Origin of the sequence: Terrabacter ginsenosidimutans (assembly GCF_039539425.1) — a bacterium.
In the GTDB taxonomy this organism is placed as follows: domain Bacteria; phylum Actinomycetota; class Actinomycetes; order Actinomycetales; family Dermatophilaceae; genus Terrabacter; species Terrabacter ginsenosidimutans.
Genome location: NZ_BAABDC010000011.1, coordinates 66,154 through 85,624 on the forward strand (window position 1 = coordinate 66,154; position 19,471 = coordinate 85,624).

The following is a 19,471-nucleotide window of genomic DNA, read 5'->3' on the forward strand; positions in this document are numbered from 1 at the left end:
GGTCGGGTGGCCGGTGGGCATGGCGGAAGGGCCGGACCCCACCTGACTGCCAAGCCGTGAGGGAGGGGTGGAGTGACAGTCAATCCCGGCCCTTCCAGTAGGACACGCTACGCCGCGGGGCGCGCCAATTGTGGAGTAGCGACCGAGAATTCGCGGTCTCAGCGAGGTTCGCGCGGAGCAGCGCGTGAACGCGCCCGCTGCGCGGCCATGTGGTCGTCGAACTCCGCCTGCCACGCGTCGCTGACGGCGATGCCCTCGGTGCGCGCCACCTCCGTGGACAGCTCGACGGGGAAGCCGTACGTGTCGTGCAGCGCGAAGAGGTCCGCACCGGTCACCCCGGTCTCCCGATGGCTCTCCAGCCGCTCGAGGCCGCGGCGCAGGGTGCGACGGAAGGCGTGCTCCTCGCGCGCGAGGACCTCGGCCACGTCCTCGGCCGCGGCCGCCACCTCGGGGTAGGCCGCCGAGTAGATCTCGGCGACCGTCGGGATGACGTGCGGGAAGAAGTTGTCCTCGATCCCGAGGTCGAGGGCGAAGCGCACAGCCCGCCGCACGAGCCGGCGCATGACGTAGCCCTGCGTCTTGTTGCTCGGGCGCACGCCGTCGACCGCGAGGAACGTCGCGCCCCGCAGGTGGTCGGCGATGACCCGCATGGCGAGCGTCTCGTTCTCGTAGGTGCTGCCCGACAGCTCCTGCAGTCGCTCGATGATCGGCCACAGCAGGCTGATCCGGAAGACGTCGGACGTGTCGAGGGCGGCGGCCGCGATGCGCTCGAGCCCCCCGCCGTAGTCGACGTTGCGGCGCGGCAGCGGCTCGAAGCCGGTCTCGGTCCGGCGGTACTCCATGAAGACGGAGTTGCCGAGCTCGATGAACCGGCCGCAGTCGCAGTTCTGGTGGCAGTGCAGGCCGTAGGCGGGGTCGTGCTCGACGTGCGGGAAGAGGTAGAAGACCTCGGTGTCGGGGCCGCCGGGCTCGCCGACCGGCATACGCTCCGCAGTGCCCTCGCGGCACCACCAGTTCTTGCTGCCGTAGAAGGCGATTCGCGCGCCGCCGGTGCCGACCCGGGCCGCGTGCTCCTCGGTGCCGACGTCGACCTGGGCGGCGTCGACGCCCGCAGCCGTGAACAGCTCGGTCCACAGCGCGGCCGACTCGTCGTCCTTGGGTATGCCGTGTGCCTCGTCACCGATGAAGCACGAGACGTAGAGGCGGGCCGGGTCCAACCCCACCGTGTCGGTGAGGAAGGCCCAGAACTGCCGCAGCTGCACGTCCTTGAAGTAGTCGCCGAGGCTCCAGCTGCCGAGCATCTCGAAGAAGGTCGTGTGCCGGTTGTCGCCGACCTCCTCGATGTCCTGGACGCGCAGGCAGGTCTGGCTGTCGACGAGGCGCAGGCCGGCAGGGTGGTCGTCGCCGAGCAGGTAGGGCACGAGCGGCTGCATGCCGCTGCCGGTGAAGAGCGTCGTCGGGTCGTCGTCCGGCACGAGCGAGGCACGCGGGATGACCGCGTGGCCGCGCCGGGCCAGGTGGTCGAGGAAGGCGCTGCGGATCTCATCTGCGTCCATGCCCGTGCCGATGCCCATGCCTCGATTCGACACCCCGGACGGTCCCGGCCACCAGCCGGTTTCGTGACGGGGGGTCCGGGAAGGCATGCTCGTCGCATGCGCCCGCTCGTCGACCTCGTCCTCGTGGCGGCGTTCCTCGTCCTGTTCGTGCTCACCGTGCGCGCCGAGCCGCGGCGCTGGCTGACGGGTGTGGTCCTCGCCGGAGCCCTGTGGGCGGCCACGACTGCACTCGGCGCCTCGCCGCTGGTGCTGCCGTGGGTGGGGTCGGCCGTGCTGGGTCTGCTCTTCCTCGGCAACGGCCTGCGGATGCTCTCGGCTGCGGGGCGCAACAGCATCAACGCGGTCGCGCTCGTGCTCGGTCTCGCGATGCTGGCGGCGACCGCCCTCGCCATCGGGCTCTTCCCGACGAGCACGAGCCGCGAGGCGGTCATCGCCGTCGTCGTGCTCCTGCTCCCGGGCTACCCGGGCCTCGTGCTCGTGTCGTACGTCCTCTACTGCCTCGCCTACCTGCGTCGTGGCCCTCGCCCGGCGCCGGCCGCGGTCATCGTCCTCGGGTCGGGACTCGTCGACGGCACCGTGCCGACGCTGCTCGCCAACCGCCTCGACGCGTCCGCGGAGACGTGGCGCGGCGAGCGTGCCCTCGGCCACGACCCGCTCGTCGTCGCGAGCGGCGGCCAGGGCGACGACGAGCCGATGGCCGAGGGAGTGGCCATGACGGCCTACCTCGTCGCCCACGGCGTCCCCCCGGAAGCCCTTGCGACGGAGGATCGTTCGACGACGACGGAGGAGAACCTGCTGCTCTCGCGCGAGATCCTCCGCGCCCGTGGGCTGGACGACACCGGCCACCTCCGGGTCGTGACGAGCAACTACCACGTCGGGCGGGCCGCGCTGCTCACGCGCCGTCTGCAGCTCGACGCCGACGTGACGGGCGCCCCGACGGCGTGGGCCTTTCTCCCGGGCGCCTTCCTCCGCGAGTTCCTCGCAGCGCTGACGCTCCACCCGCGCGTCAACCTCGCCGGTCTCGGCGTGTGGATCGCGGGGACCGCCTTCCTCGCGTATGCCGTCCTGCCGCGTTGACCGACGCGTCCCCGGTCAGGACGTGGCGGGGCGCTGCGCGAGGTCGTCGCGAAGCACGCGTTTGAGCAGCTTGCCGCTCTGGTTGCGGGGCAGCTCGTCGACGAAGTGGATCGCCTTGGGCAGCTTGAACGGTGCGAGGCTGGCGCGCGCGTGGTCGACGAGCTCGGTCTCGGTCACCGACTGACCGGCGCGGAGCACGACGACGGCCGTGACCGCCTCGACCCACCGCTCGTGCGGCGTTGCGATGACGGCGACCTCGGCGACGGCGGGGTGCGTGTAGAGGGCGTCCTCGACCTCGCGCGAGGCGACCATGACGCCACCGGTGTTGATGACGTCCTTGATGCGGTCGACGACGGTGAGGTAGCCCGCCTCGTCGCGCGTCACGAGGTCGCCGGAGTGGAACCACCCGTCGCGGAAGGCCTCGGCCGTCGCGTCGGGCTTGTTCCAGTAGCCGGTGCACAGCTGGGGCGAGCGGTAGAGCAGCTCTCCCGGCTCGCCGGCCGGGACGTCGCTGCCCTCGGGGTCGACGACGCGCGCCTCGACGAAGAGCACGGTGCGACCGCACGCCTCGGGTCGCTCGGCGTGCTCCTCGGGACGCAGGACCGTCGCGAGCGGGCCGATCTCGGACTGGCCGAAGCAGTTCCAGAAGCCGAGCCCGGGCAGCCGCTGCTGCAGCCGGTCGCGCACCGGGACCGGCATGATCGAGGCGCCGTAGTAGGCCTTGCGCAGCGAGCCGAGGTCGGCCGTGTCGAGGGCAGGGTGGTTCGACAGCGGAACCCACACGGTGGGGGCGAGGAAGAGCGAGCCGATGCCGTGGACCTGCACGCGGTCGAGGATCGTCTCGACGTCGGGCCGCGTCAGCAGGTGGTTCGTCGCACCGACCGCGAGGTAGGGCAGCAGGAAGACGTGCATCTGGGCCGAGTGGTAGAGCGGCATCGAGTGCAGCGGCGCGTCGTCCTCGCGCAGGTCGAGTCCCACGATGCACGAGACGTACTCGTGCACGAGCGCCCGGTGCGTCATCATCGCGCCCTTCGGCTGCGACGTCGTGCCCGAGGTGTAGAGCAGCTGGACGAGGTCCGTGTCGTCGACCTCGAGCTCGAGGGACGGCAGCTCACCCTCGCTCCACCGTGGCAGGACGGCGTCGTCGCCGCCGTGCAGCAGCAGCACCTGCTCGAGGTCCGTGTCGTCGCGCACCGCCTCGACCGAGTCGCGCAGGGCCACGTCGACGAGGGCCACCCGGGCCCCGGAGTCGCGGAGCAGGTAGGTCAGCTCGGGGCCGGTGAGGGCGTAGTTGACGGGCACGTGGACGAGTCCCGCGCGGGCGCAGCCGAGGAAGGCGAGCAGGTAGGCGTCGGAGTTGAGCCCCACCGTCGCGACCCGGTCGCCGCGGACCAGCCCGAGACCCAGCAGGTGCGCGGCCGCGCGCGACACGGCCTGGTCGAGGGCGGCATACGTCCACGAGCGGTCCTCGAAGACGAGCGCGATGCGGTCGGGGTGACGCGTCGCGCCGCGCCGGACGATGTCGTCGACGGTGCTCGACGTGATGGTGCTCGTGCTGCTCATGAGGTGGCTCCGTCGGTCGGGTGGGGGCGGGCGAAGGCGGTGAGGAGGGCGGTTGCATCGTCCGTGGCGGAGAGCCGCGCGATCGTCGCGGCCTCGTCGGCGAGCTGGGCGGCATACGACCGCTCGCCGGACCGGCGCAGCAGCCGGGCCGCCTCACCCACGGCGCGGTGCGGCAGGGCGGCGATCGCGGCGACGACCTCACCGGCGCGGGCGTCGAGCGTCTCGACCGGGCAGACCTCGGTGACGAGCCCCCAGTCGAGGGCCGTCGCCGCGTCGACCCGCGTGCCCGTCAGCAGAAAGAGGGCGGCCCGTCGGGCACCGACCACCGCGGGCAGCAGCGCGCTGACGCCGCAGTCGGGCGACAGCCCGACGGAGGGGTATGCCGCCACGAACGTCGCGCGTTCCGCGGCCAGCACCACGTCGGCCGCGAGCACGAGACCCACGCCGGCGCCGGCGGCGGCGCCCTGGACGACGGCGACGACGGGGACCGGCAGGGCGCGCAGCTCGGCGAGCGCCTCGTGGAGCACACCGGCCAGCTCGGCGACGAACGCCGGCCGGTCCTCGGCCGCGGCCATGGCGCGCACGTCACCGCCGGCGCAGAAGAGCCGGCCTTCGGCCCGGAGCACGACGACGTGGACGGTGTCGAGGGCCCTCACGATCTCGCCGACCGCGGCGCGCAGCGCGAGGGCGCCCGGCAGGTCGAGGGCGTTGCCGGCGTCGGGTCGGGCGAGCCGGATCGTGGCGACGCCGTCCGACGCCGACAGCACCACCTGCGGCACCGTCGTCGTCACGCACTCATCCTGCCGCGTGCGGGGCCCGAAGGGAGCGAACGTGGGGAGGTCGCGTCCCCAACATGGGGAGTCGCCCCCGATGTGCGGGCACCCCGCCCCGTCGCACTCTGGTGAGGCGTCGACGACCGTCGACGGAACACCACCGAAGCACCACCGACAGAAGGAAACACGATGAAACGATTTCTCATCGAGCGCGAGATCCCGGGGGCCTCGTCGATGACCGCGGCGGACCTGCGCGAGACCGCTCGCACGTCCAACGCCGCCGTCGACTCGCTGGGCGTGCCCTACCGCTGGATCACCAGCTACGTCGCCGGCGACAAGGTCTACTGCCTCCACGAGGCGGAGGACGCGGACGCCATCCTCGAGCACGCCCGGCGTGGCGGCTTCCCCGCCAACCGCGTCGTGGAGGTCGCCAGCGAGTTCGGTCCGCACACCGCGGACGCCGTCTCGGCCTGAGCACGGGGGAGGGGGGAGACATGATCGACACCAACATGTACGTGCAGCTGCACGACCTCGACCGCCCGCGGCATCCGGCGGCAGTGGCGCGCCGGACGGACCGGCACCGGGGCCTGAAGCGCAGTGCCCGCGAGATCGCACTCGCGGTGCGCCGCCAGCGCCGGCACTCCGAGCCGGTCTGAGGCTCGAGGCGGGGGCCCACGGGGCCGGGAGGGCCATCGCCCTCCCGGCCCCGACGCCCGTCGTCCGCGCCTCGGAAAATGCCGGTGTCGCCGGCGCCCGAGCGCCCTACCCTTCGAAGGTGGGGTTGTTGGAGCGCGAGCCCGAGCTCGCGCGCCTGCGACGGGCGTCGCGTGACAGCGTCCGTGCGGGGCAGGTGGTCGCCGTGACCGGTGAGGCCGGGGCGGGCAAGACGAGCCTGCTCCGGGCCGTGACGTCCGGCTCGTCCGGCTCAGGCGGCTCGGCCGGCAGGCGGGTGGCGCGCGGGCTCTGCGACCCGCTGGCGACACCACGGCCACTCGGTCCGGTCCGGGACGTCCTCACCGACCTCGGTGCCGCCGAGGCTGCCTTCGAGGGCTCCCCGCAGGACGCCTCGGGAGGAGCCGCAGCGGCCGGGCGGGGCGAGCTGGAGGCCCACTTCACCCGGGCTGTGGCGAGTGAACCGACCACCCTCGTCGTCGAGGACGCCCAGTGGATCGACGAGGCGTCGGTGGAGGTGCTGCGCTACCTCGTGCGCCGCATCGACGCCCTCCCGGTCCTGCTCGTCCTGACCTACCGCGACGCCGAGATCGGGGCCGGCCACCCGCTGCGCCCGCTGCTCGGTGACCTGGCCCGTCTCGAGCACGCGCTGACGATCCCGCTGGGCCCGCTCAGCCTCGACGCGGTCGGCCGGCTCCTGACGGACACCTCGCTCGACGCGGCGAGCGTGCACCGGCTTACCGGTGGAAACCCCTTCTACGTCAACGAGATCGCCCGGCACGCCGGTGTCGGGCTCCCGGCCTCCGTGCGTGACGCCGTCCTCGCCAGCACGAGCCTGCTCGACGACGAGGACCTGGAGGCGCTGCAGCTCGTGGCGACGGCGCCGGACGCCGTCGACGACCGGCTCCTGCCGCTGCTCGGACTCGACCTGCCGCGCCTGCGCCGGCTCGAGTCCACCGGCCTGCTCGTGCGCACCCGCCGGGGCATCGGCTACCGGCACGAGCTGGCCCGGCTGGCCGTCCGCGACGCCATCCCGCTCGGTGGCGAGCCGAGCCTGCACGCCCGTCTGCTCGACGCCCTCGAGGGGGTGGGCTCCCGCGACCACGCCGTGCTCGCGCACCACGCCGACGCCGCGCACGACCGCACGCGGACGAGCCGGTATGCCGCGTCGGCCGCCGCCGAGGCCGCGCGGACCGGCTCGCACACCGAGGCGGTCGCCTTCCTCACCCTGGCCCTCGACCGCAGCGACGGCGGGCCGGCCGAGCGCGCCCGCATGCTCGAGCTGCTCGGCCAGGAGCAGTACATGGTCAGTCGCCTCCCCGAGGCGGTCGAGTCGATCACGCAGGCGCTGCGCCTCTGGGAGGACGTCGGCGACGAGGGCGGCCTCGCCGCGGCCCACGACCGACGCGCCCTCATCGAGTACTACTCGGCGCGGCGTCGCGAGGCCGAGCTGCACGCCCGGCTCGCCACGGAGCGCGACGACACCCCGGCCTACGGCTCGGCGTGCGCCACCCACGCCTACCTCGCCTACCGACGGCACGACTACGCCACGGCAGAGCTGAGCGGGCGGGCGGCGCGCCGGTCCGCGGAGCGATCCGGCGACGAGGCCGTGCGCCTGCGCTGCGACGTCATCGACGACGCCGGCGACCTCCTCCGTGGCGAGGTGGGAGCCCGGGCGCGGCTGCTCCTGGACGCGGCCCTCGCGCTGGAGCGCTCCTTCGACGAGGTGGGGACGACGGCATACTCCAACCTCTCGTCCATCGACATCGAGCACCGCCGCTTCCGTGAGGCGGAGGAGGTGCTCGCACGGTCCATCCCGATCACCGTCGAGCGCGACATCCCGGTGTGCAACCAGTGGCAGACGGGGATGCGGTCGCGGCTGCACTTCCAGCGGGCCCGGTGGGCCGCCGCGGTCGAGGACGCGGACGCGGTCATCGGCGAGCGCAGGATGCCGCTCTCCGCGCTGTGGCCCCACCTCGTCCGCGGGCTCGTCGCCCTGCGGACGGGGGACGGGACGACCGGCGCCGCCGACCATCTCGACGAGGCCTGGGACCTCGCGCAGCGGCTCGACGAGCCGCTGGCGCACCTGCCGGTGCTGTCGGCGCTGGCCGAACGGTCCTGGCTGCTCGGCCTGGACGACCCGCGACTGGCGACCGCGCCCGCCACCCTGGTCGGTGTGGGCTCGCTCCCGGGCGTGCAGTGGGCCGTGGGGGACCTGCTCGTGTGGCTCGACCGGATCGACCGGATCGACCGGATCGACCGGCTCGACCGGCTCGACCGGCTCGGTGCCCGGGCCGCCCTGCCGGGTGGGTCGACGATGCCGGTCGCCGAGCCGTACCGCCTCGAGCTCGACGGCCGCCATGCCGAGGCCGAGGCCGCGTGGGCGGTCATCGGGGCGCCCTACGAGCGGGCGCTCGCAGCCCTGCACGGCGCCGACCCGGAGGCATCCGTGCGGGCGGTCGAGGAGCTCGAAGGCCTCGCGGCCGGCGCGGTCGCCGAGCGGGGGCGCGAGGTGCTGAGATCCCGCGGCCTGGGGCGCGTCCCCGGCCGGCGACGGGCCAGCACCCGCGCCAACCCGTCCGGACTGACCAACCGGCAGCTCGACGTCGCCCGGCTGGTGGCGCGCGGGCTGACCAACGCGGAGCTGGCGCAGGACCTGTTCATCTCGCCGAAGACGGCCGACCACCACGTGTCAGCGGTCCTCTCGCGCCTCGGACTGCGAACACGCCGGGAGGTCGTGCGCCGGGCCGCCGAGCTCGGGCTGGACTGACATCTCCGCAGGGGTGTCGGGCGTGGTGCGCTCACCCCTAGAGTCAGTGGGCATGGACTTCGTGACGCGAGGTTTCCAGGGCCGACCGCGCGGCCGCGACGACCGGCTGCCCCCGGGTCAGTACCTGACCGGCGACTTCCCGGTGCTCTCGGCGGGACCGACGCCACCCGTCGACCACGACGAGTGGGAGCTGTGGGTCGCGACCGAGGACGGCACCCGGCACACGTGGTCGTGGCAGGAGCTCATGGCTCTCCCTGACGAGACGGTGACCGTCGACATCCACTGCGTCACGAGCTGGTCCAAGCTCGACACCGAGTGGCGCGGGGTCTCGCTCGACACCCTGCTCGCCGACGTCGAGACCGCCGCCGACTTCGCGATGGTGCACAGCTACGGGGGCTACACGACCAACCTGCCGCTCGAGGACTTGCTCGACGGACAGGCCTGGGTCGCGTTCGAGTTCGACGGCGACGACCTGCGGCCCGAGCACGGAGGTCCGGCAAGGCTGCTCGTGCCGCACCTCTACTTCTGGAAGTCCGCCAAGTGGGTCCGCGGCATCGAGCTGATGCTCGAGGACTCGCCCGGCTTCTGGGAGCAGCTCGGCTACCACGACTACGGCGACCCATGGCGCGAGCAGCGGTACCAGGGGGACTGAGCGCCCGGCGGGCCTGGCGTGACGCCACGCTCGTCGAGCGCCGTCCCGAGACCGACAGCGCCGTGACTCTCGTCCTCGACGTCCACGACTGGCCGGGACACCTGCCGGGACAGCACGTCGACGTCCGGCTCGCCGCCCCCGACGGCTACACCGCGACGCGGAGCTACTCCGTGTCGGCGCCCGAGCGCGGCGACCGCGTCGAGCTGACGGTCCAACGCGTGCCGGACGGCGAGGTCTCCGGCTTCCTCGCCGACGGTCTGGCGGTCGGTGACGCGGTGCGGCTGCGGGGTCCGGTCGGCGGCTGGTTCGTCTGGCGCGCCACGCAGGCCGAGCCCGTGCTGCTCGTCGCGGGCGGCTCAGGCGTCGTGCCGCTCATGTCGATGCTCCGGGCCTGCAGCGAGGTGGACCACGCCGGCGGCCCGCCCTTCCGGCTCGTCTACTCGGTGCGCGAGCCCGGCGACGTCATCTACCGCGACGAGCTGGCAGGGCTCGGGACCGGTGACGCCGTCGACGTGCACCTCGTGCACACCCGGCGGGCGCCCGAGGCAGCCACCCGACCGGTCGGGCGGCTGCGTGCGGACGACCTCGTCGGGTCCGCGTGGGGCGCCGAGGACGCACCCACGTGCTACGTCTGCGGACCGACGGGCTTCGTCGAGGCCGCCGCCGACCTGCTCGTCGGACTGGGCCACGCGCCCGACCGGATCAGGACCGAGAGATTCGGGCCGAGCGGCCCGTGAGGAGGCGCCCACCATGACGAACATCGACGAACCCGACGGCACGCACGGAGGGCTCGGCGCCCACGCCACCGCCGACTGGGACGGCAACCTCATGGCGGGCCCGCTGTCCGAGCTGTTCGCCCTCGACGTCACGGCAGCCGTCGCCCGCTGCCGCGGCTGCGGCAGGGCCGCCGAGGTCGCCACCCTGCGCGTCTACGGGCCGGACCCCGGCCTCGTCGGTCGGTGCCCGGGTTGCGACGACGTGCTGCTCCGGATCGTCCGCACGCCCGACGCCGTGTGGCTCGACCTCGGCGGCGTCACCTCGCTCCGCGTCCCCGCGCCCGCTCCCGCCGCGTCTCCGGCATCGAGTCCGCCCGTGGGGCCGCCCGCCTGACGCGTCAGGTCAGGAGGGCGTGGATGCCGACGGCCCCGAACGCGACCACCATGAGCACGACGACGATGCCAGCGAACCACAACGCGCCCAGCTGCTCGCCGTTCATCTTCTCGGTCCAGCCCAGCTCCTTCGCCACCCGGCGGACGAGCTCCCTGCCCTCGCCGGCCCGGAACGAGTAGTCGACGACCTTGCCGACCTGACCCGTCCTGGCGTCGAGCCCGAACTCGACACGCCGCGAGTAGCTCATCACCCGGCCACGCTTGAACGACCGTTCGGCCGAGAGCGACGCGGCCCCACCGCTGTAGCTGACGGTGTTGTCGACGTCGGTGATGCCGTAGCGGCCGTTGTCCTCGAGGTGCACCTCGTGGGTGAAGACGCGCTTGAGCCCGTGCGCCCGGGTGATGGTCAGCCACCGGGCGTCCGCGAGGTCGACCGTCAGGTCGAAGCCATACGGGCGCTCCGCGACGGCATACGGCGTGCCCTCTGCGGCGGCGCGGGCACGGTCGACGAACTCCTGCTGGCTGCTGCTCATGCTCTCCCCTGACTCCTGGTCGGCCGAGGACCGGTCCTGCTGACCGGGCCCTGCCTCCGGCGGAGATGATACGGGGACCGCGGACCTGGCCACTCGGGTCGCACGAGCCGGGTCAGTGGTCCACACTGGCGCGGTGATCGGCGCGGAGTTCGAGACCGTCCTCGCCGGCGCACAGCACGGAGACGAGGCCGCGTTCGCCCGGTTGTGGCGAGACCTCAACCCGCCGCTGCTGCGCTACCTGAGTCTCGGGGGAGACGCCGCTGACGAGGTGGCCGCGGAGACGTGGCTCACCGTCGTCAGGGGACTGAACACCTTCCGGGGTGACGAGATGGCTTGGCGTGCCTGGGTCTTCACCACGGCACGCCGTCGCGCCGTCGATGCCGGACGCAAGCGCACCCGCAGCTCCCGGCTGCCCTGGCGGTCGACCTGGGTCGAGCCCGTCGCCGCCGACTGCGCGAACGAGGTGGTCGACGCCCTCTCCACCGAGGAGGCGATCGCCCTCGTGCGCCGGCTCCCACCGCTGCAGGCCGAGGTGGTCCTGCTGAGAGTCGTCGCAGAGCTGTCGGTGGCCGAGGTCGCCGAGCTGGTGGGCCGCAGCCCCGGAGCGGTCCGGGTGGCTGCGCACCGTGGGCTGCAGGCGCTGAGGAAGATGGTGGACCCGACAGGTGTAACGCCGGAGGGCCCGCGGACGCTTCGGGGGGTGACATGACCGATCCACGGCCCGACGCCTCCTCCGTCGACGACCCCGCCCTCGCTCCAGTGCTGGCGGCGCTGACCGCGCCCGCCTCCGCCCACGAGCTGGACGGCTATGCGTCGACGCTGTCGGCCCTGCGCGCGGCTCACGTCACCCCCGCCCCCTCCCCATCACGACGGAGACCATCCATGCTCGCAACCCTCGCCGGCGCCAAGCTCGGTGCCACGATCGCCGGGATCGCAGTCGGACTCGGTGGCGCCGCCACCGTCGTCTACGTGTCCTCGAACGTCGCCCACACGCCGGACACGCACGCGAACGCCACGGCGTCGGCGGTCCCCGCCGGCTCGACCACGCCCGCCGGGTCCGCCCACCCGACGGGCACCCCGACACCCGGTGGCACCGCCGACGGTCCCGACGCCACCGGGCCGGCCGCCCACGGGCTGTGCACCGCGTGGAAGGCCGTGGCCGCCAACGGGCACGGCAAGGCGTTGGACTCCGTGGCCTTCACCAACCTCGCGAAGGCAGCGGGCGGGGCCGACAAGGTCGCGTCCTTCTGCGCCACCGTCGCGGCTCCCGGTGCGTCCGGTGACCACGCGACCGGCAAGCCGACCACGAAGGGCAAGCCGACCACGAAGGGCAAGCCGGCCACCGTGCCGACCGGAAAGCCGACCACCGTGCCCACCGGAAAACCGACCACCGTGCCGACGGGAAAGCCGACCGTCCTGCCCACCCCGACGGCGACCCCTCCCGTGACGCCGTCGTCGCACCCGACCGGTCGCCCCTGACCGGACGCGCCTGACCGGACGCACCCCGACGAGAGAGGGCGTATGCCGGGAGCCCAGCTCCCGGCATACGCCCTCTTCGTCGTGCGCGGGGGATCAGCCCTGCAGGCCCGCCTCGATGGCCGCGATGATGCGCGGGCGCATGTCGTGGGCCTCGATGACGGCGTCGACGGAGCCGACCGAGACGGCGCGGTGGATGCTGTGCACCGTGTCGAACTCCGACGCGACCTGGCCGAGCTTCTCGGAGCGCACCGCCGTGCGCAGCTCGTCCAGCTCGGTGGCCAGACGGGCCCGCTCGACCCCGGAGGCCGCCGCCACACGGCCCTCGAGGGCGGCGACGCGCGGGTCGGACGCCGTGCGGGCGTCGACGTCGCGGGAGAAGACCACGGCGGCGGCGGGGGCGCCGCCCAGCACCGACGCGAAGGAGCCCTCCACGGCGAGCACCGTCATGCGCGGGTTGAGCGTCTTGGAGAAGACGACGAACGCGCCGCCGTGGTAGCGCGAGACGACGGTGAAGACGATGGGGCCGTCGAAGTTGACGATGGCCCGGCCGATCTCGGCGCCGTACTCGAGCTGGAGGGCGCGCATCGACTCCGGTGACCCGTCGAAGCCCGAGAGGTTGGCGAGGACGACGATCGGACGGTTGCCGCTGGCCGCGTTGATGGCCCGGGCGACCTTCTTCGACGAGCGCGGGAAGAGCGTGCCGGCCGTGTAGGTGTCGGGGCCGTCGGTGGGCGGGAAGCCCCGCCGCGCAACGGACTTGCTCTCGATGCCGATGAGGCACACCGGGATGCCGCCGACGTGCGCGTCCTGCACGACGGCCGTCTCGGCGTCGGCCATGCCGGCCCACCGCTCGAGCGGCTCGTGGTCCTGGTCGGACACGGCGCGCATGACGGTGCGGATGTCGAAGGGCTTCTTGCGGTCCGGGTTGGTGAGCGAGCTGAAGATCTCGCCGACCGTCTTGAAGTCCGAGCCGGGTGCGTCGTGCGGGAAGAGCGTCACGTCGCGGTGCGACGGGTCGCTCGTCGAGACCCGGCGCGGGCCCTTCTCGCCGGGGCTGACGTAGGCGTGGTCGTAGTGCGCCATGAGGATGGCTCGCGCGCCGGCGAGGTCCTTGGCCCAGTACTGCGCCTGGCCGTTGGGGCCCATGACGCGGTCGTAGCCGCCGATGCCGAAGTTGTCCTCGGCCGAGACGCCGCCGGAGAAGTCGAGCGACTGCTTGCCGGTGAGCACCATGGCGCTGTCGGGCGTCATGACGAGGATGCCCTTGGTGTGCATGAGCATCGTCGCCTCGGCGTTCCAGTAGGGCTGGGCGCCGACGTTGATGCCGGCGACGACGATGTTGATCTCGCCGCCCGCCTGGGTGAACTCGATGATCCGCTTGAGCGCCCGGGCCACCCAGTCCATGTTCTCGGTGCCGGAGTCCATCGAGATGCGAGCGCCGGCCGAGAGGGAGTACCACTCGAGTGGGACCTTCATCTGCTCCGCCAGGTCGATGGCCGCGATGACACGGGCGCACTCGGCCTCGGCGACCGACCCGAGGGAGCGCAGCGGGTCGCCCGACAGCACGACGCGCGTGACGCCCTCGGGGTGGCGCACCGTCGGCGTGCTGACGACGGCGACGATGATGCCGGCCTTGTTGAGGCCCTGGGGCCGGTCGACCGGCACGAGCGCGCCGGTGTCGCCGAGGTCGTGCTCGACGACGGTGCCGCCCTCGCCGGCGATCATCGACTGCAGCTCGTAGGGGTAGACGAGACCGCGTCGTCGGGCCCGGACGACCTTGGAGGCGTAGTCGTCGAGCGGCTTGAGCGGCTCGGTGGGAGGCGCTCCGAGGGCGGCGGTGACACCGGAACCGGGCTGGTAGAAGAAGCGGCCCGCGATCGGCAGCGGTGCCTCGCCGGGTGCACCGGCGACCTTGGCCTGGACGAGGACCTCCTCGATGCCGGCGCCGGCCGTGACGGGGGCGATCTTGCTCTGGAGCGCCGTCAGCTGGCCGAGGTCGGCCTCGATGGTCGGCCAGATCTGCACCCACACGTGGTTCATGTCGAGCCTGGAGCCCTTGGCGCCGCGGCTCGCGCGGACCCGGCGGATCGCCTCGAGGCAGTTGGCGATGGCGCGCTCGACGTGCGGCAGACCCGACACCTGGCCGGACTCGTCGCGCACGACCACGATCTGGCGCACCTGGGCCAGGGCGACGAGTCGCCGGTCGTCGGGGTTGTCCTTGGCGACGCACTCGTAGAGCAGGACGTCCTCGGGCGCGTCGAGACGCGTCACGTCGAAGGACGTGAGGCGCCACAGGTTGAGGCGGCGCCCGACCATGGGGTGCACGCCGCGGACGAGGCGGTCCTCGACGAGCGTGCCGTCCACCGGGCGGAAGGTGAAGTAGCCGACAGGACGTCCCTGCCCGGCGCTGACGGCCACGGCGACGCGGCGGACGTCCTGCGCGAAGGGCAGCTGCTGCAGCAGGGAGGCCAGCTGCTCGCTCGCGGCGTCGGGCGACTCCGGCTCCTGCGGCCAGCGCAGGTAGAGGTCGACGACGGAGTGCAGGCCGGTGGCGCGCGACCACACGTCGTTCGAGACGGCCGCGTCGAGGGGGCTGCCGGGGACGAGCTCGTCGACGCCGCCGATCGTCGACGTCAGGTGCGTCGGGCGGTCGTCGAGGGTGTAGTCGGCGACCGCGAAGGGCCGGCCGCCCTCGGAGAACGTGCGCAGGCCGTGCAGCTCGTGCTCGCGGTAGTGCCGCTTGATGAGCACCTCGAGCATCGGCTCGTGCTCGGGCAGCCGCTCGGGCGCCTCCTCGTGCAGGCGCTCGGTGAGGAAGCGGACGATCTGCTCGGGGATCGCGGCGAGCTCGTCGATGCGCGCCGTGTGGTCGGCGGCGTCGGGCTCGGCGGCCAGGGTGGCCAGCTTGTCGCGGACGCCGGCGAGGACGCTCTCGCGCTCCTCGTCGACGAGCGGCTGGTCGAACCAGCGGAACCGGACGCTGCGGGCGAGGTCGCCGATGACCGGGAAGCGCAGCTGCGTGGCGACGACGAGACGGTCGAGCACCTCCCGGGCCGCGGCGTCGAGCGGCGGCTGCGGGATCGGCTCGCCGAGCCAGCGCTGCAGGATCGAGGTCGCCACCTGCACCTCGGGGGCCGAGCGCTGCTGGGCGAGGAAGACCCGGAAGACCGCCTCCTCCAGGTCGGGCGTGCGCTCGAAGTCGGTGACGCCGTAGTGGCGCAGCACGCGGGCGAGCTTGTCGCGGAAGTCGGCCGACAGCCCGGCCCGGTCGACGTCGAGGCTCTGGAGGTAGGAGTGGAAGTGCTCGCGGGGGCTGTGCACGAGCAGCTCGGTGTGGCGCTCCTCGGCGGCCGGCCGGTTGCGGCTCAGCTCGGCGAAGTCGGTGAGCAGCTCCAGGACCCCGATCTCCTCGGAGAGCGGGATCGTGCCGGCAGCGGCGAGCTCGTCGCGGGCGGTGAGGTAGCCGTCGAGCATCCTGCGGTCGCCGCTCGGGTCGGCGTCGAAGCCGAGGACGCTCGCGGAGAGGTCCTCGATGCCGCGGTCGACGCGCTCGCGCACGGTCGCGTGGCCGGCGCTCGAGTCGGGCAGGTCGAGGTCGACCGTCTCGGTGGCCGCAGCCTCGGCGACCTCCTCCTCGTCGCCCGTCGGCTCGAGGCGCACGAGCGGTGCGCCGGTCTCGACCTGGCTGCCGACGCTGACGAGCAGCTCGCGCACCCGCGCCGCGAAGGGGGACGGCAGCACCGTCTCCATCTTCATCGACTCGAGCACGAGCACCGGTGCGCCGGCGGCGACCTCGTCGCCCACCTGGGCGGGCGTCGCGACGACGAGCGCCGGCGCGGGCGAGCGCACGACGCCGCCCTCGTCACGGGTGACGCGGTGGGTGATGCCGTCGACCTCGACGAGGTGGACCGGGCCGTGGGTGGCGGTGATGAGGCGGTGCGCGCGTCCCTCGACGACGATGCGGCCGGCATACTCGTCGATGCGGTCGAGGGTCGCGTCGACGACGTGCTCGTCGCCGCCGTTCGTGATGGAGACGCGGTAGCGGTGCGACGCGGTGCGCAGCACCATGACCTTGTACGCCGTGCCGCGCAGCTTGAGGTCGATGGCGCGGCCCACCGTGTGCTGCACCTGCGGGCGGCCACCGCGGGCCGACTCGAGCAGGCGGGCGCGCTCGATGGCCTCGGCGTCCTCGTAGGCCTCGATGCCGGCGGCGACGAGCGCGACGCCGGAGTGGCGGTGCGAGACGAGGCGGCCCTCGGCGCGGACGCGGTCGATCCAGCCGGTGTCGGCGGAGCCGTCGACGATCTCGGGCTGGTCGAGCAGGTCGAGGATGAAGCTCTTGTTGGTCGAGCCGCCGTCGATGACGACGGTGGTCTCGGCCATCGCGCGACGCAGGCGGGCGAGGGCCTCGTCGCGGTCGCGGCCGTGGGCGATGATCTTGGCGATCATCGAGTCGAAGTCGGCGGGGATCGAGTCGCCTTCTCCCACACCGGTGTCCACGCGGATGCCGGGACCGGCGGGGAAGTTCAGCAGGCTGATGCGGCCGGGCGAAGGGGCGAAGTCGCGGTCGGGGTCCTCGGCGTTGAGGCGGGCCTCGACGGCGTGGCCGCGCTGGGTGGGGCGGCCGCCGGGCAGGTCGTCGAGACGGCCGCCGTTGGCCACGTGGATCTGGAGCTTGACGAGGTCGGTGTCGGTGACGACCTCGGTGATGGGGTGCTCGACCTGGAGGCGGGTGTTGACCTCGAGGAAGGCGAAGAACCGCTCGCCCGGGTGGTAGAGGAACTCGACCGTGCCGGCACCGGCATAACCGACCGCGATCGCGAGCCGCTCGGCGCTCGCGCGGACCTCGTCCTCCTGCTCGGGGCTGAGCACGGGGGAGGCGGACTCCTCGATGACCTTCTGGTTGCGGCGCTGCACCGAGCAGTCGCGCACGCCGACGGCCCACGCGGTGCCCTGACCGTCGGCGATGACCTGCACCTCGATGTGGCGGGCGCCGGTGACGAGCTTCTCGAGGAAGACGACGCCCGAGCCGAACGCGCGCTGCGCCTCGTCGCGGGTGCGCTCGTAGGCGTCGGTGAGGTCGGCGTCGGAGTCGACGCGCCGGATGCCGCGGCCGCCACCGCCGGCGGTCGCCTTGAGCATGAGGGGGTAGCCGATGCGCGCGGCCGCGGCCTTGGCGTCCTCGAGGGTGTCGACGCCGCCGCGGCTCCACGGCGCGACGGGGACGCCGACCTCCTCGGCGATGAGCTTGCTGCCGATCTTGTCGCCGAGCTTGCGCATGGCGTCGGGGCTCGGGCCGATGAAGGTGACACCGACGCGCTCGCACAGCTCCGCGAACGCAGGGTCCTCCGCGACGAAGCCCCAGCCGACCCACGCGGCGTCGGCCTTCGTCTCGCGCAGGGCGCGCTCGAGGACGGCGTGGTCGAGGTAGGGGCGGGCCGACGCGGGACCGAGGTCGTACGCGTGGTCGCTCTCGCGCACGAACATCGCCCGCCGCTCGCCCTCGGTGTGCAGGGCGATCGTCTCGATGCGGTGCCCGTCGCGGCCCGCCGCCGCGTTGAGGTCCCGCACCGCGTGGATGAGCCGCATGGCGGCCTCGCCGCGGTTCACGATGGCGATGCGCGAGATCATGCGTGCTCCTTCAGACGGGGGTGGTGTCGCACCCTGCAGCCTTCCACGCCATCTGGGTGACCGGCGAGTAGACAGGCGTCAAGTCGCCGCTCAGGTCGCTCAGGTCGCTCAGGGCGCTCAGGGCGCTCAGGGCGCTCAGGGCGCTCAGGGCGCTCAGGGCGCTCAGGTCGCTCAGGGCGCTCAGGGCGCTCAGGTCAGCTCGGCGACGACGGCCCGGACCATCTGGCGTCCGTGCTCGGCCATCCGGGGGAAGGTGTGCCGGTAGTAGTCGATGCCGGTGAGCGACGGCGCGAGCGCCCAGACGCAGGCGCGCAGCCACGTCGCGTCGTCGGGGCACACGGCCTCGCGGTAGGCGTTGCGGGCGCGGCCTGTGAAGGTCCAGAGGGCGGCGGCGACGTCGGGAGCCGGGTCGCCGACCCCGAGGGCGCCCCAGTCGATGACCGCGACGAGCCGGCCGTCGTCGACGACGAGGTTGCCGGGCTGGAGGTCGCCGTGGATCCACACCGGCTCGCGGTCCCATGCCGGGGCGGAGACGCACCGATCCCAGGCGCGCTCGGCGGCGTCGAGGTCGATGCCGTCGTCGTGGGCGCGCAGGCGCTCGAGGGCCGCCCGGGCGGCGTCGTCGACGTGCACGAGCGGGGCGCCGCGCGAGCCCGGCGGCTTGGTGGGACCTCCCGTGGCGTCGATCTCTCGCAGCTGCAGGGCGAAGGCGGCGAGGTCGCACGCGAGCGGGACGTCGTCGGAGCCGAGCCGGGGAGGTGTCGCGCCGTCGACCCACGGCACCACCGACCACGCCCACGGGTAGCCGTCCGACGCCTGGCCGAGATGGACCGGGACCGGCACGGCCGCGGGCAGGTGCGGGGCGAGGCGGGGGAGCCAGCACGCGTCGGACTCCGCCTGGTCCTGCGCCCACTCGATCTTCGGCATGCGCACGACGAGCTCTTGGCCGAGCCGGAAGAGCACGTTGTCAGTGCCCTCGACGTCGTCAGGCAGCGGTGTGACGGGCAGGCCCGACCACTGGGGGCACTGGTCGGCGACGAGCCGCTCGACCAGCTCGGGGGTCGCGCGGACCTCGTTCTCGTGCATCGGCATCCCGGTCACGCTAGGCCCCGGCCCGACGAGCGGGCGACTGCTTTACCGGGCACGCCGCGAACCTGCGGAGTACCTTCGCGTCACGGGCGCGGGGAGCGCCACGGGTGACAGGGGCTGCACATGGACGAGACCGCGACCACCGGCACGCCGACTGAGACAGCGGGCGCGCAGGGACAGCCGGCCCAGCGGGGGCCGGACTCGCCGCTCATGGGCGTCGAGCGCTCCATGAGCCGCCCGGTGACCGTGGGGCTCGTGCTCCTCCTCGTCGCAGCCAACGCCGTCGGCTGGCTCTGGTTCGTCCACCACCAGGACGAGCAGTTCCAGATGCTCCGGTCGCAGGTCGCGGACGTCCAGGTGTCGGTGCCGTCGGGCGCCATGGATCCCGGGCTGTGCTGGCTCGTCGGCGCCGAAGCGGGGGCGGCCGGCCACGGGAAGGCTCTGGTCAGTCAGGTGACGACCTCGGGACTCGACACCGAGTGTGTCGACGCGGTGGTCCGCGGCGCCAACGGCTACGGCCGGTGACGTCGGTGCTCGTGACTGACACCGGCGGCCGATAGCGTTCTC

16 protein-coding genes are annotated in these 19,471 nt (G+C 73.3%); 10 read left to right on the forward strand and 6 right to left on the reverse strand.

Going from position 1 to position 19,471, the window contains the following annotated elements; genetic code table 11:
• Positions 1-158: 158 nt before the first annotated feature.
• The gene (locus ABD831_RS20495) at positions 159-1,574 is read right to left on the reverse strand and encodes an alanine--tRNA ligase-related protein (RefSeq protein ID WP_344951297.1); all 1,416 of its coding nucleotides are present in this window, start codon (positions 1,572-1,574) and stop codon (positions 159-161) included.
• 78 nt (positions 1,575-1,652) lie between these two features.
• Here ABD831_RS20495 and ABD831_RS20500 point away from each other — a divergent pair, with 78 nt between their 5' ends.
• Positions 1,653-2,633: a YdcF family protein gene (locus tag ABD831_RS20500; RefSeq protein WP_344951301.1), complete on the forward strand. Its 981-nt coding sequence runs from the start codon at positions 1,653-1,655 to the stop codon at positions 2,631-2,633.
• Between the two features lie 15 nt (positions 2,634-2,648).
• Here ABD831_RS20500 and ABD831_RS20505 read toward each other — a convergent pair whose 3' ends face one another.
• Positions 2,649-4,196, reverse strand: a complete 1,548-nt coding sequence (locus tag ABD831_RS20505) for an acyl-CoA synthetase (protein ID WP_344951304.1) — start codon at positions 4,194-4,196, stop codon at positions 2,649-2,651.
• Positions 4,193-4,987 (reverse strand): enoyl-CoA hydratase/isomerase family protein, encoded by a 795-nt coding sequence (locus ABD831_RS20510; protein ID WP_344951309.1) that lies wholly within the window; start codon positions 4,985-4,987, stop codon positions 4,193-4,195. The genes ABD831_RS20505 and ABD831_RS20510 overlap by 4 nt, the downstream gene beginning before the upstream one ends.
• A gap of 171 nt (positions 4,988-5,158) precedes the next feature.
• Between ABD831_RS20510 and ABD831_RS20515 the strand changes: the two genes are divergently transcribed.
• The 6 genes from ABD831_RS20515 (at position 5,159) to ABD831_RS20540 (ending at position 10,173) form a co-directional block, all read left to right on the forward strand.
• Positions 5,159-5,443 carry a nickel-binding protein gene (locus ABD831_RS20515; RefSeq protein ID WP_142179563.1) on the forward strand — a complete coding sequence of 95 codons (285 nt, stop codon included), beginning with the start codon at positions 5,159-5,161 and terminating at the stop codon, positions 5,441-5,443.
• A gap of 20 nt (positions 5,444-5,463) precedes the next feature.
• On the forward strand, positions 5,464-5,625 hold the full coding sequence (locus tag ABD831_RS20520; RefSeq protein ID WP_344951314.1) for a hypothetical protein: 162 nt from the start codon (positions 5,464-5,466) through the stop codon (positions 5,623-5,625).
• 119 nt (positions 5,626-5,744) lie between these two features.
• Positions 5,745-8,411 carry an ATP-binding protein gene (locus ABD831_RS20525; RefSeq protein ID WP_344951318.1) on the forward strand — a complete coding sequence of 889 codons (2,667 nt, stop codon included), beginning with the start codon at positions 5,745-5,747 and terminating at the stop codon, positions 8,409-8,411.
• 52 nt (positions 8,412-8,463) lie between these two features.
• Entirely contained in the window at positions 8,464-9,063 is a 600-nt protein-coding gene (locus tag ABD831_RS20530) for a sulfite oxidase-like oxidoreductase (protein ID WP_344951321.1), read from the forward strand.
• Positions 9,033-9,800, forward strand: coding sequence for a ferredoxin reductase (locus tag ABD831_RS20535; RefSeq protein ID WP_344951325.1), 768 nt, complete (start codon positions 9,033-9,035; stop codon positions 9,798-9,800). The genes ABD831_RS20530 and ABD831_RS20535 overlap by 31 nt, the downstream gene beginning before the upstream one ends.
• 13 nt (positions 9,801-9,813) lie before the next feature.
• The gene (locus tag ABD831_RS20540) at positions 9,814-10,173 is read left to right on the forward strand and encodes a DUF6510 family protein (RefSeq protein ID WP_344951328.1); all 360 of its coding nucleotides are present in this window, start codon (positions 9,814-9,816) and stop codon (positions 10,171-10,173) included.
• A gap of 4 nt (positions 10,174-10,177) precedes the next feature.
• On the opposite strand, the gene ABD831_RS20545 is transcribed toward ABD831_RS20540, so the two are convergent.
• Complete coding sequence (locus ABD831_RS20545) at positions 10,178-10,705, reverse strand: hypothetical protein (protein ID WP_344951332.1); 528 nt, start codon at positions 10,703-10,705, stop codon at positions 10,178-10,180.
• Between the two features lie 133 nt (positions 10,706-10,838).
• Between ABD831_RS20545 and ABD831_RS20550 the strand changes: the two genes are divergently transcribed.
• Positions 10,839-11,414: an RNA polymerase sigma factor gene (locus ABD831_RS20550; RefSeq protein ID WP_344951335.1), complete on the forward strand. Its 576-nt coding sequence runs from the start codon at positions 10,839-10,841 to the stop codon at positions 11,412-11,414.
• Positions 11,411-12,184 (forward strand): hypothetical protein, encoded by a 774-nt coding sequence (locus tag ABD831_RS20555; protein ID WP_344951338.1) that lies wholly within the window; start codon positions 11,411-11,413, stop codon positions 12,182-12,184. Before ABD831_RS20550 ends, ABD831_RS20555 begins: the two co-directional genes overlap by 4 nt.
• A 93-nt stretch (positions 12,185-12,277) precedes the next feature.
• On the opposite strand, the gene ABD831_RS20560 is transcribed toward ABD831_RS20555, so the two are convergent.
• Together ABD831_RS20560 and ABD831_RS20565 are read right to left on the reverse strand one after the other, a co-directional pair.
• Positions 12,278-17,815, reverse strand: coding sequence for an ATP-binding protein (locus ABD831_RS20560; protein WP_344951341.1), 5,538 nt, complete (start codon positions 17,813-17,815; stop codon positions 12,278-12,280).
• Between the two features lie 189 nt (positions 17,816-18,004).
• Complete coding sequence (locus ABD831_RS20565; RefSeq protein ID WP_344951344.1) at positions 18,005-18,907, reverse strand: aminoglycoside phosphotransferase family protein; 903 nt, start codon at positions 18,905-18,907, stop codon at positions 18,005-18,007.
• A gap of 120 nt (positions 18,908-19,027) precedes the next feature.
• On the opposite strand from ABD831_RS20565, the gene ABD831_RS20570 reads away from it, so the two are divergent.
• Positions 19,028-19,429, forward strand: coding sequence for a hypothetical protein (locus ABD831_RS20570; protein WP_344951348.1), 402 nt, complete (start codon positions 19,028-19,030; stop codon positions 19,427-19,429).
• The last annotated feature ends 42 nt before the right edge of the window (positions 19,430-19,471 follow it).

Bases quoted from the DNA above. Each gene is read 5' to 3' on its own strand.
- ABD831_RS20495 (WP_344951297.1), bottom strand. From the start codon at position 1,574: ATGGGCATCGGCACGGGCATGGACGCAGATGAGATCCGCAGCGCCTTC.
- ABD831_RS20500 (WP_344951301.1), top strand. From the start codon at position 1,653: ATGCGCCCGCTCGTCGACCTCGTCCTCGTGGCGGCGTTCCTCGTCCTG.
- ABD831_RS20505 (WP_344951304.1), bottom strand. From the start codon at position 4,196: ATGAGCAGCACGAGCACCATCACGTCGAGCACCGTCGACGACATCGTC.
- ABD831_RS20515 (WP_142179563.1), top strand. From the start codon at position 5,159: ATGAAACGATTTCTCATCGAGCGCGAGATCCCGGGGGCCTCGTCGATG.
- ABD831_RS20520 (WP_344951314.1), top strand. From the start codon at position 5,464: ATGATCGACACCAACATGTACGTGCAGCTGCACGACCTCGACCGCCCG.
- ABD831_RS20530 (WP_344951321.1), top strand. From the start codon at position 8,464: ATGGACTTCGTGACGCGAGGTTTCCAGGGCCGACCGCGCGGCCGCGAC.
- ABD831_RS20535 (WP_344951325.1), top strand. From the start codon at position 9,033: ATGGCGCGAGCAGCGGTACCAGGGGGACTGAGCGCCCGGCGGGCCTGG.
- ABD831_RS20540 (WP_344951328.1), top strand. From the start codon at position 9,814: ATGACGAACATCGACGAACCCGACGGCACGCACGGAGGGCTCGGCGCC.
- ABD831_RS20545 (WP_344951332.1), bottom strand. From the start codon at position 10,705: ATGAGCAGCAGCCAGCAGGAGTTCGTCGACCGTGCCCGCGCCGCCGCA.
- ABD831_RS20555 (WP_344951338.1), top strand. From the start codon at position 11,411: ATGACCGATCCACGGCCCGACGCCTCCTCCGTCGACGACCCCGCCCTC.
- ABD831_RS20560 (WP_344951341.1), bottom strand. From the start codon at position 17,815: ATGATCTCGCGCATCGCCATCGTGAACCGCGGCGAGGCCGCCATGCGG.
- ABD831_RS20565 (WP_344951344.1), bottom strand. From the start codon at position 18,907: ATGCCGATGCACGAGAACGAGGTCCGCGCGACCCCCGAGCTGGTCGAG.
- ABD831_RS20570 (WP_344951348.1), top strand. From the start codon at position 19,028: ATGGACGAGACCGCGACCACCGGCACGCCGACTGAGACAGCGGGCGCG.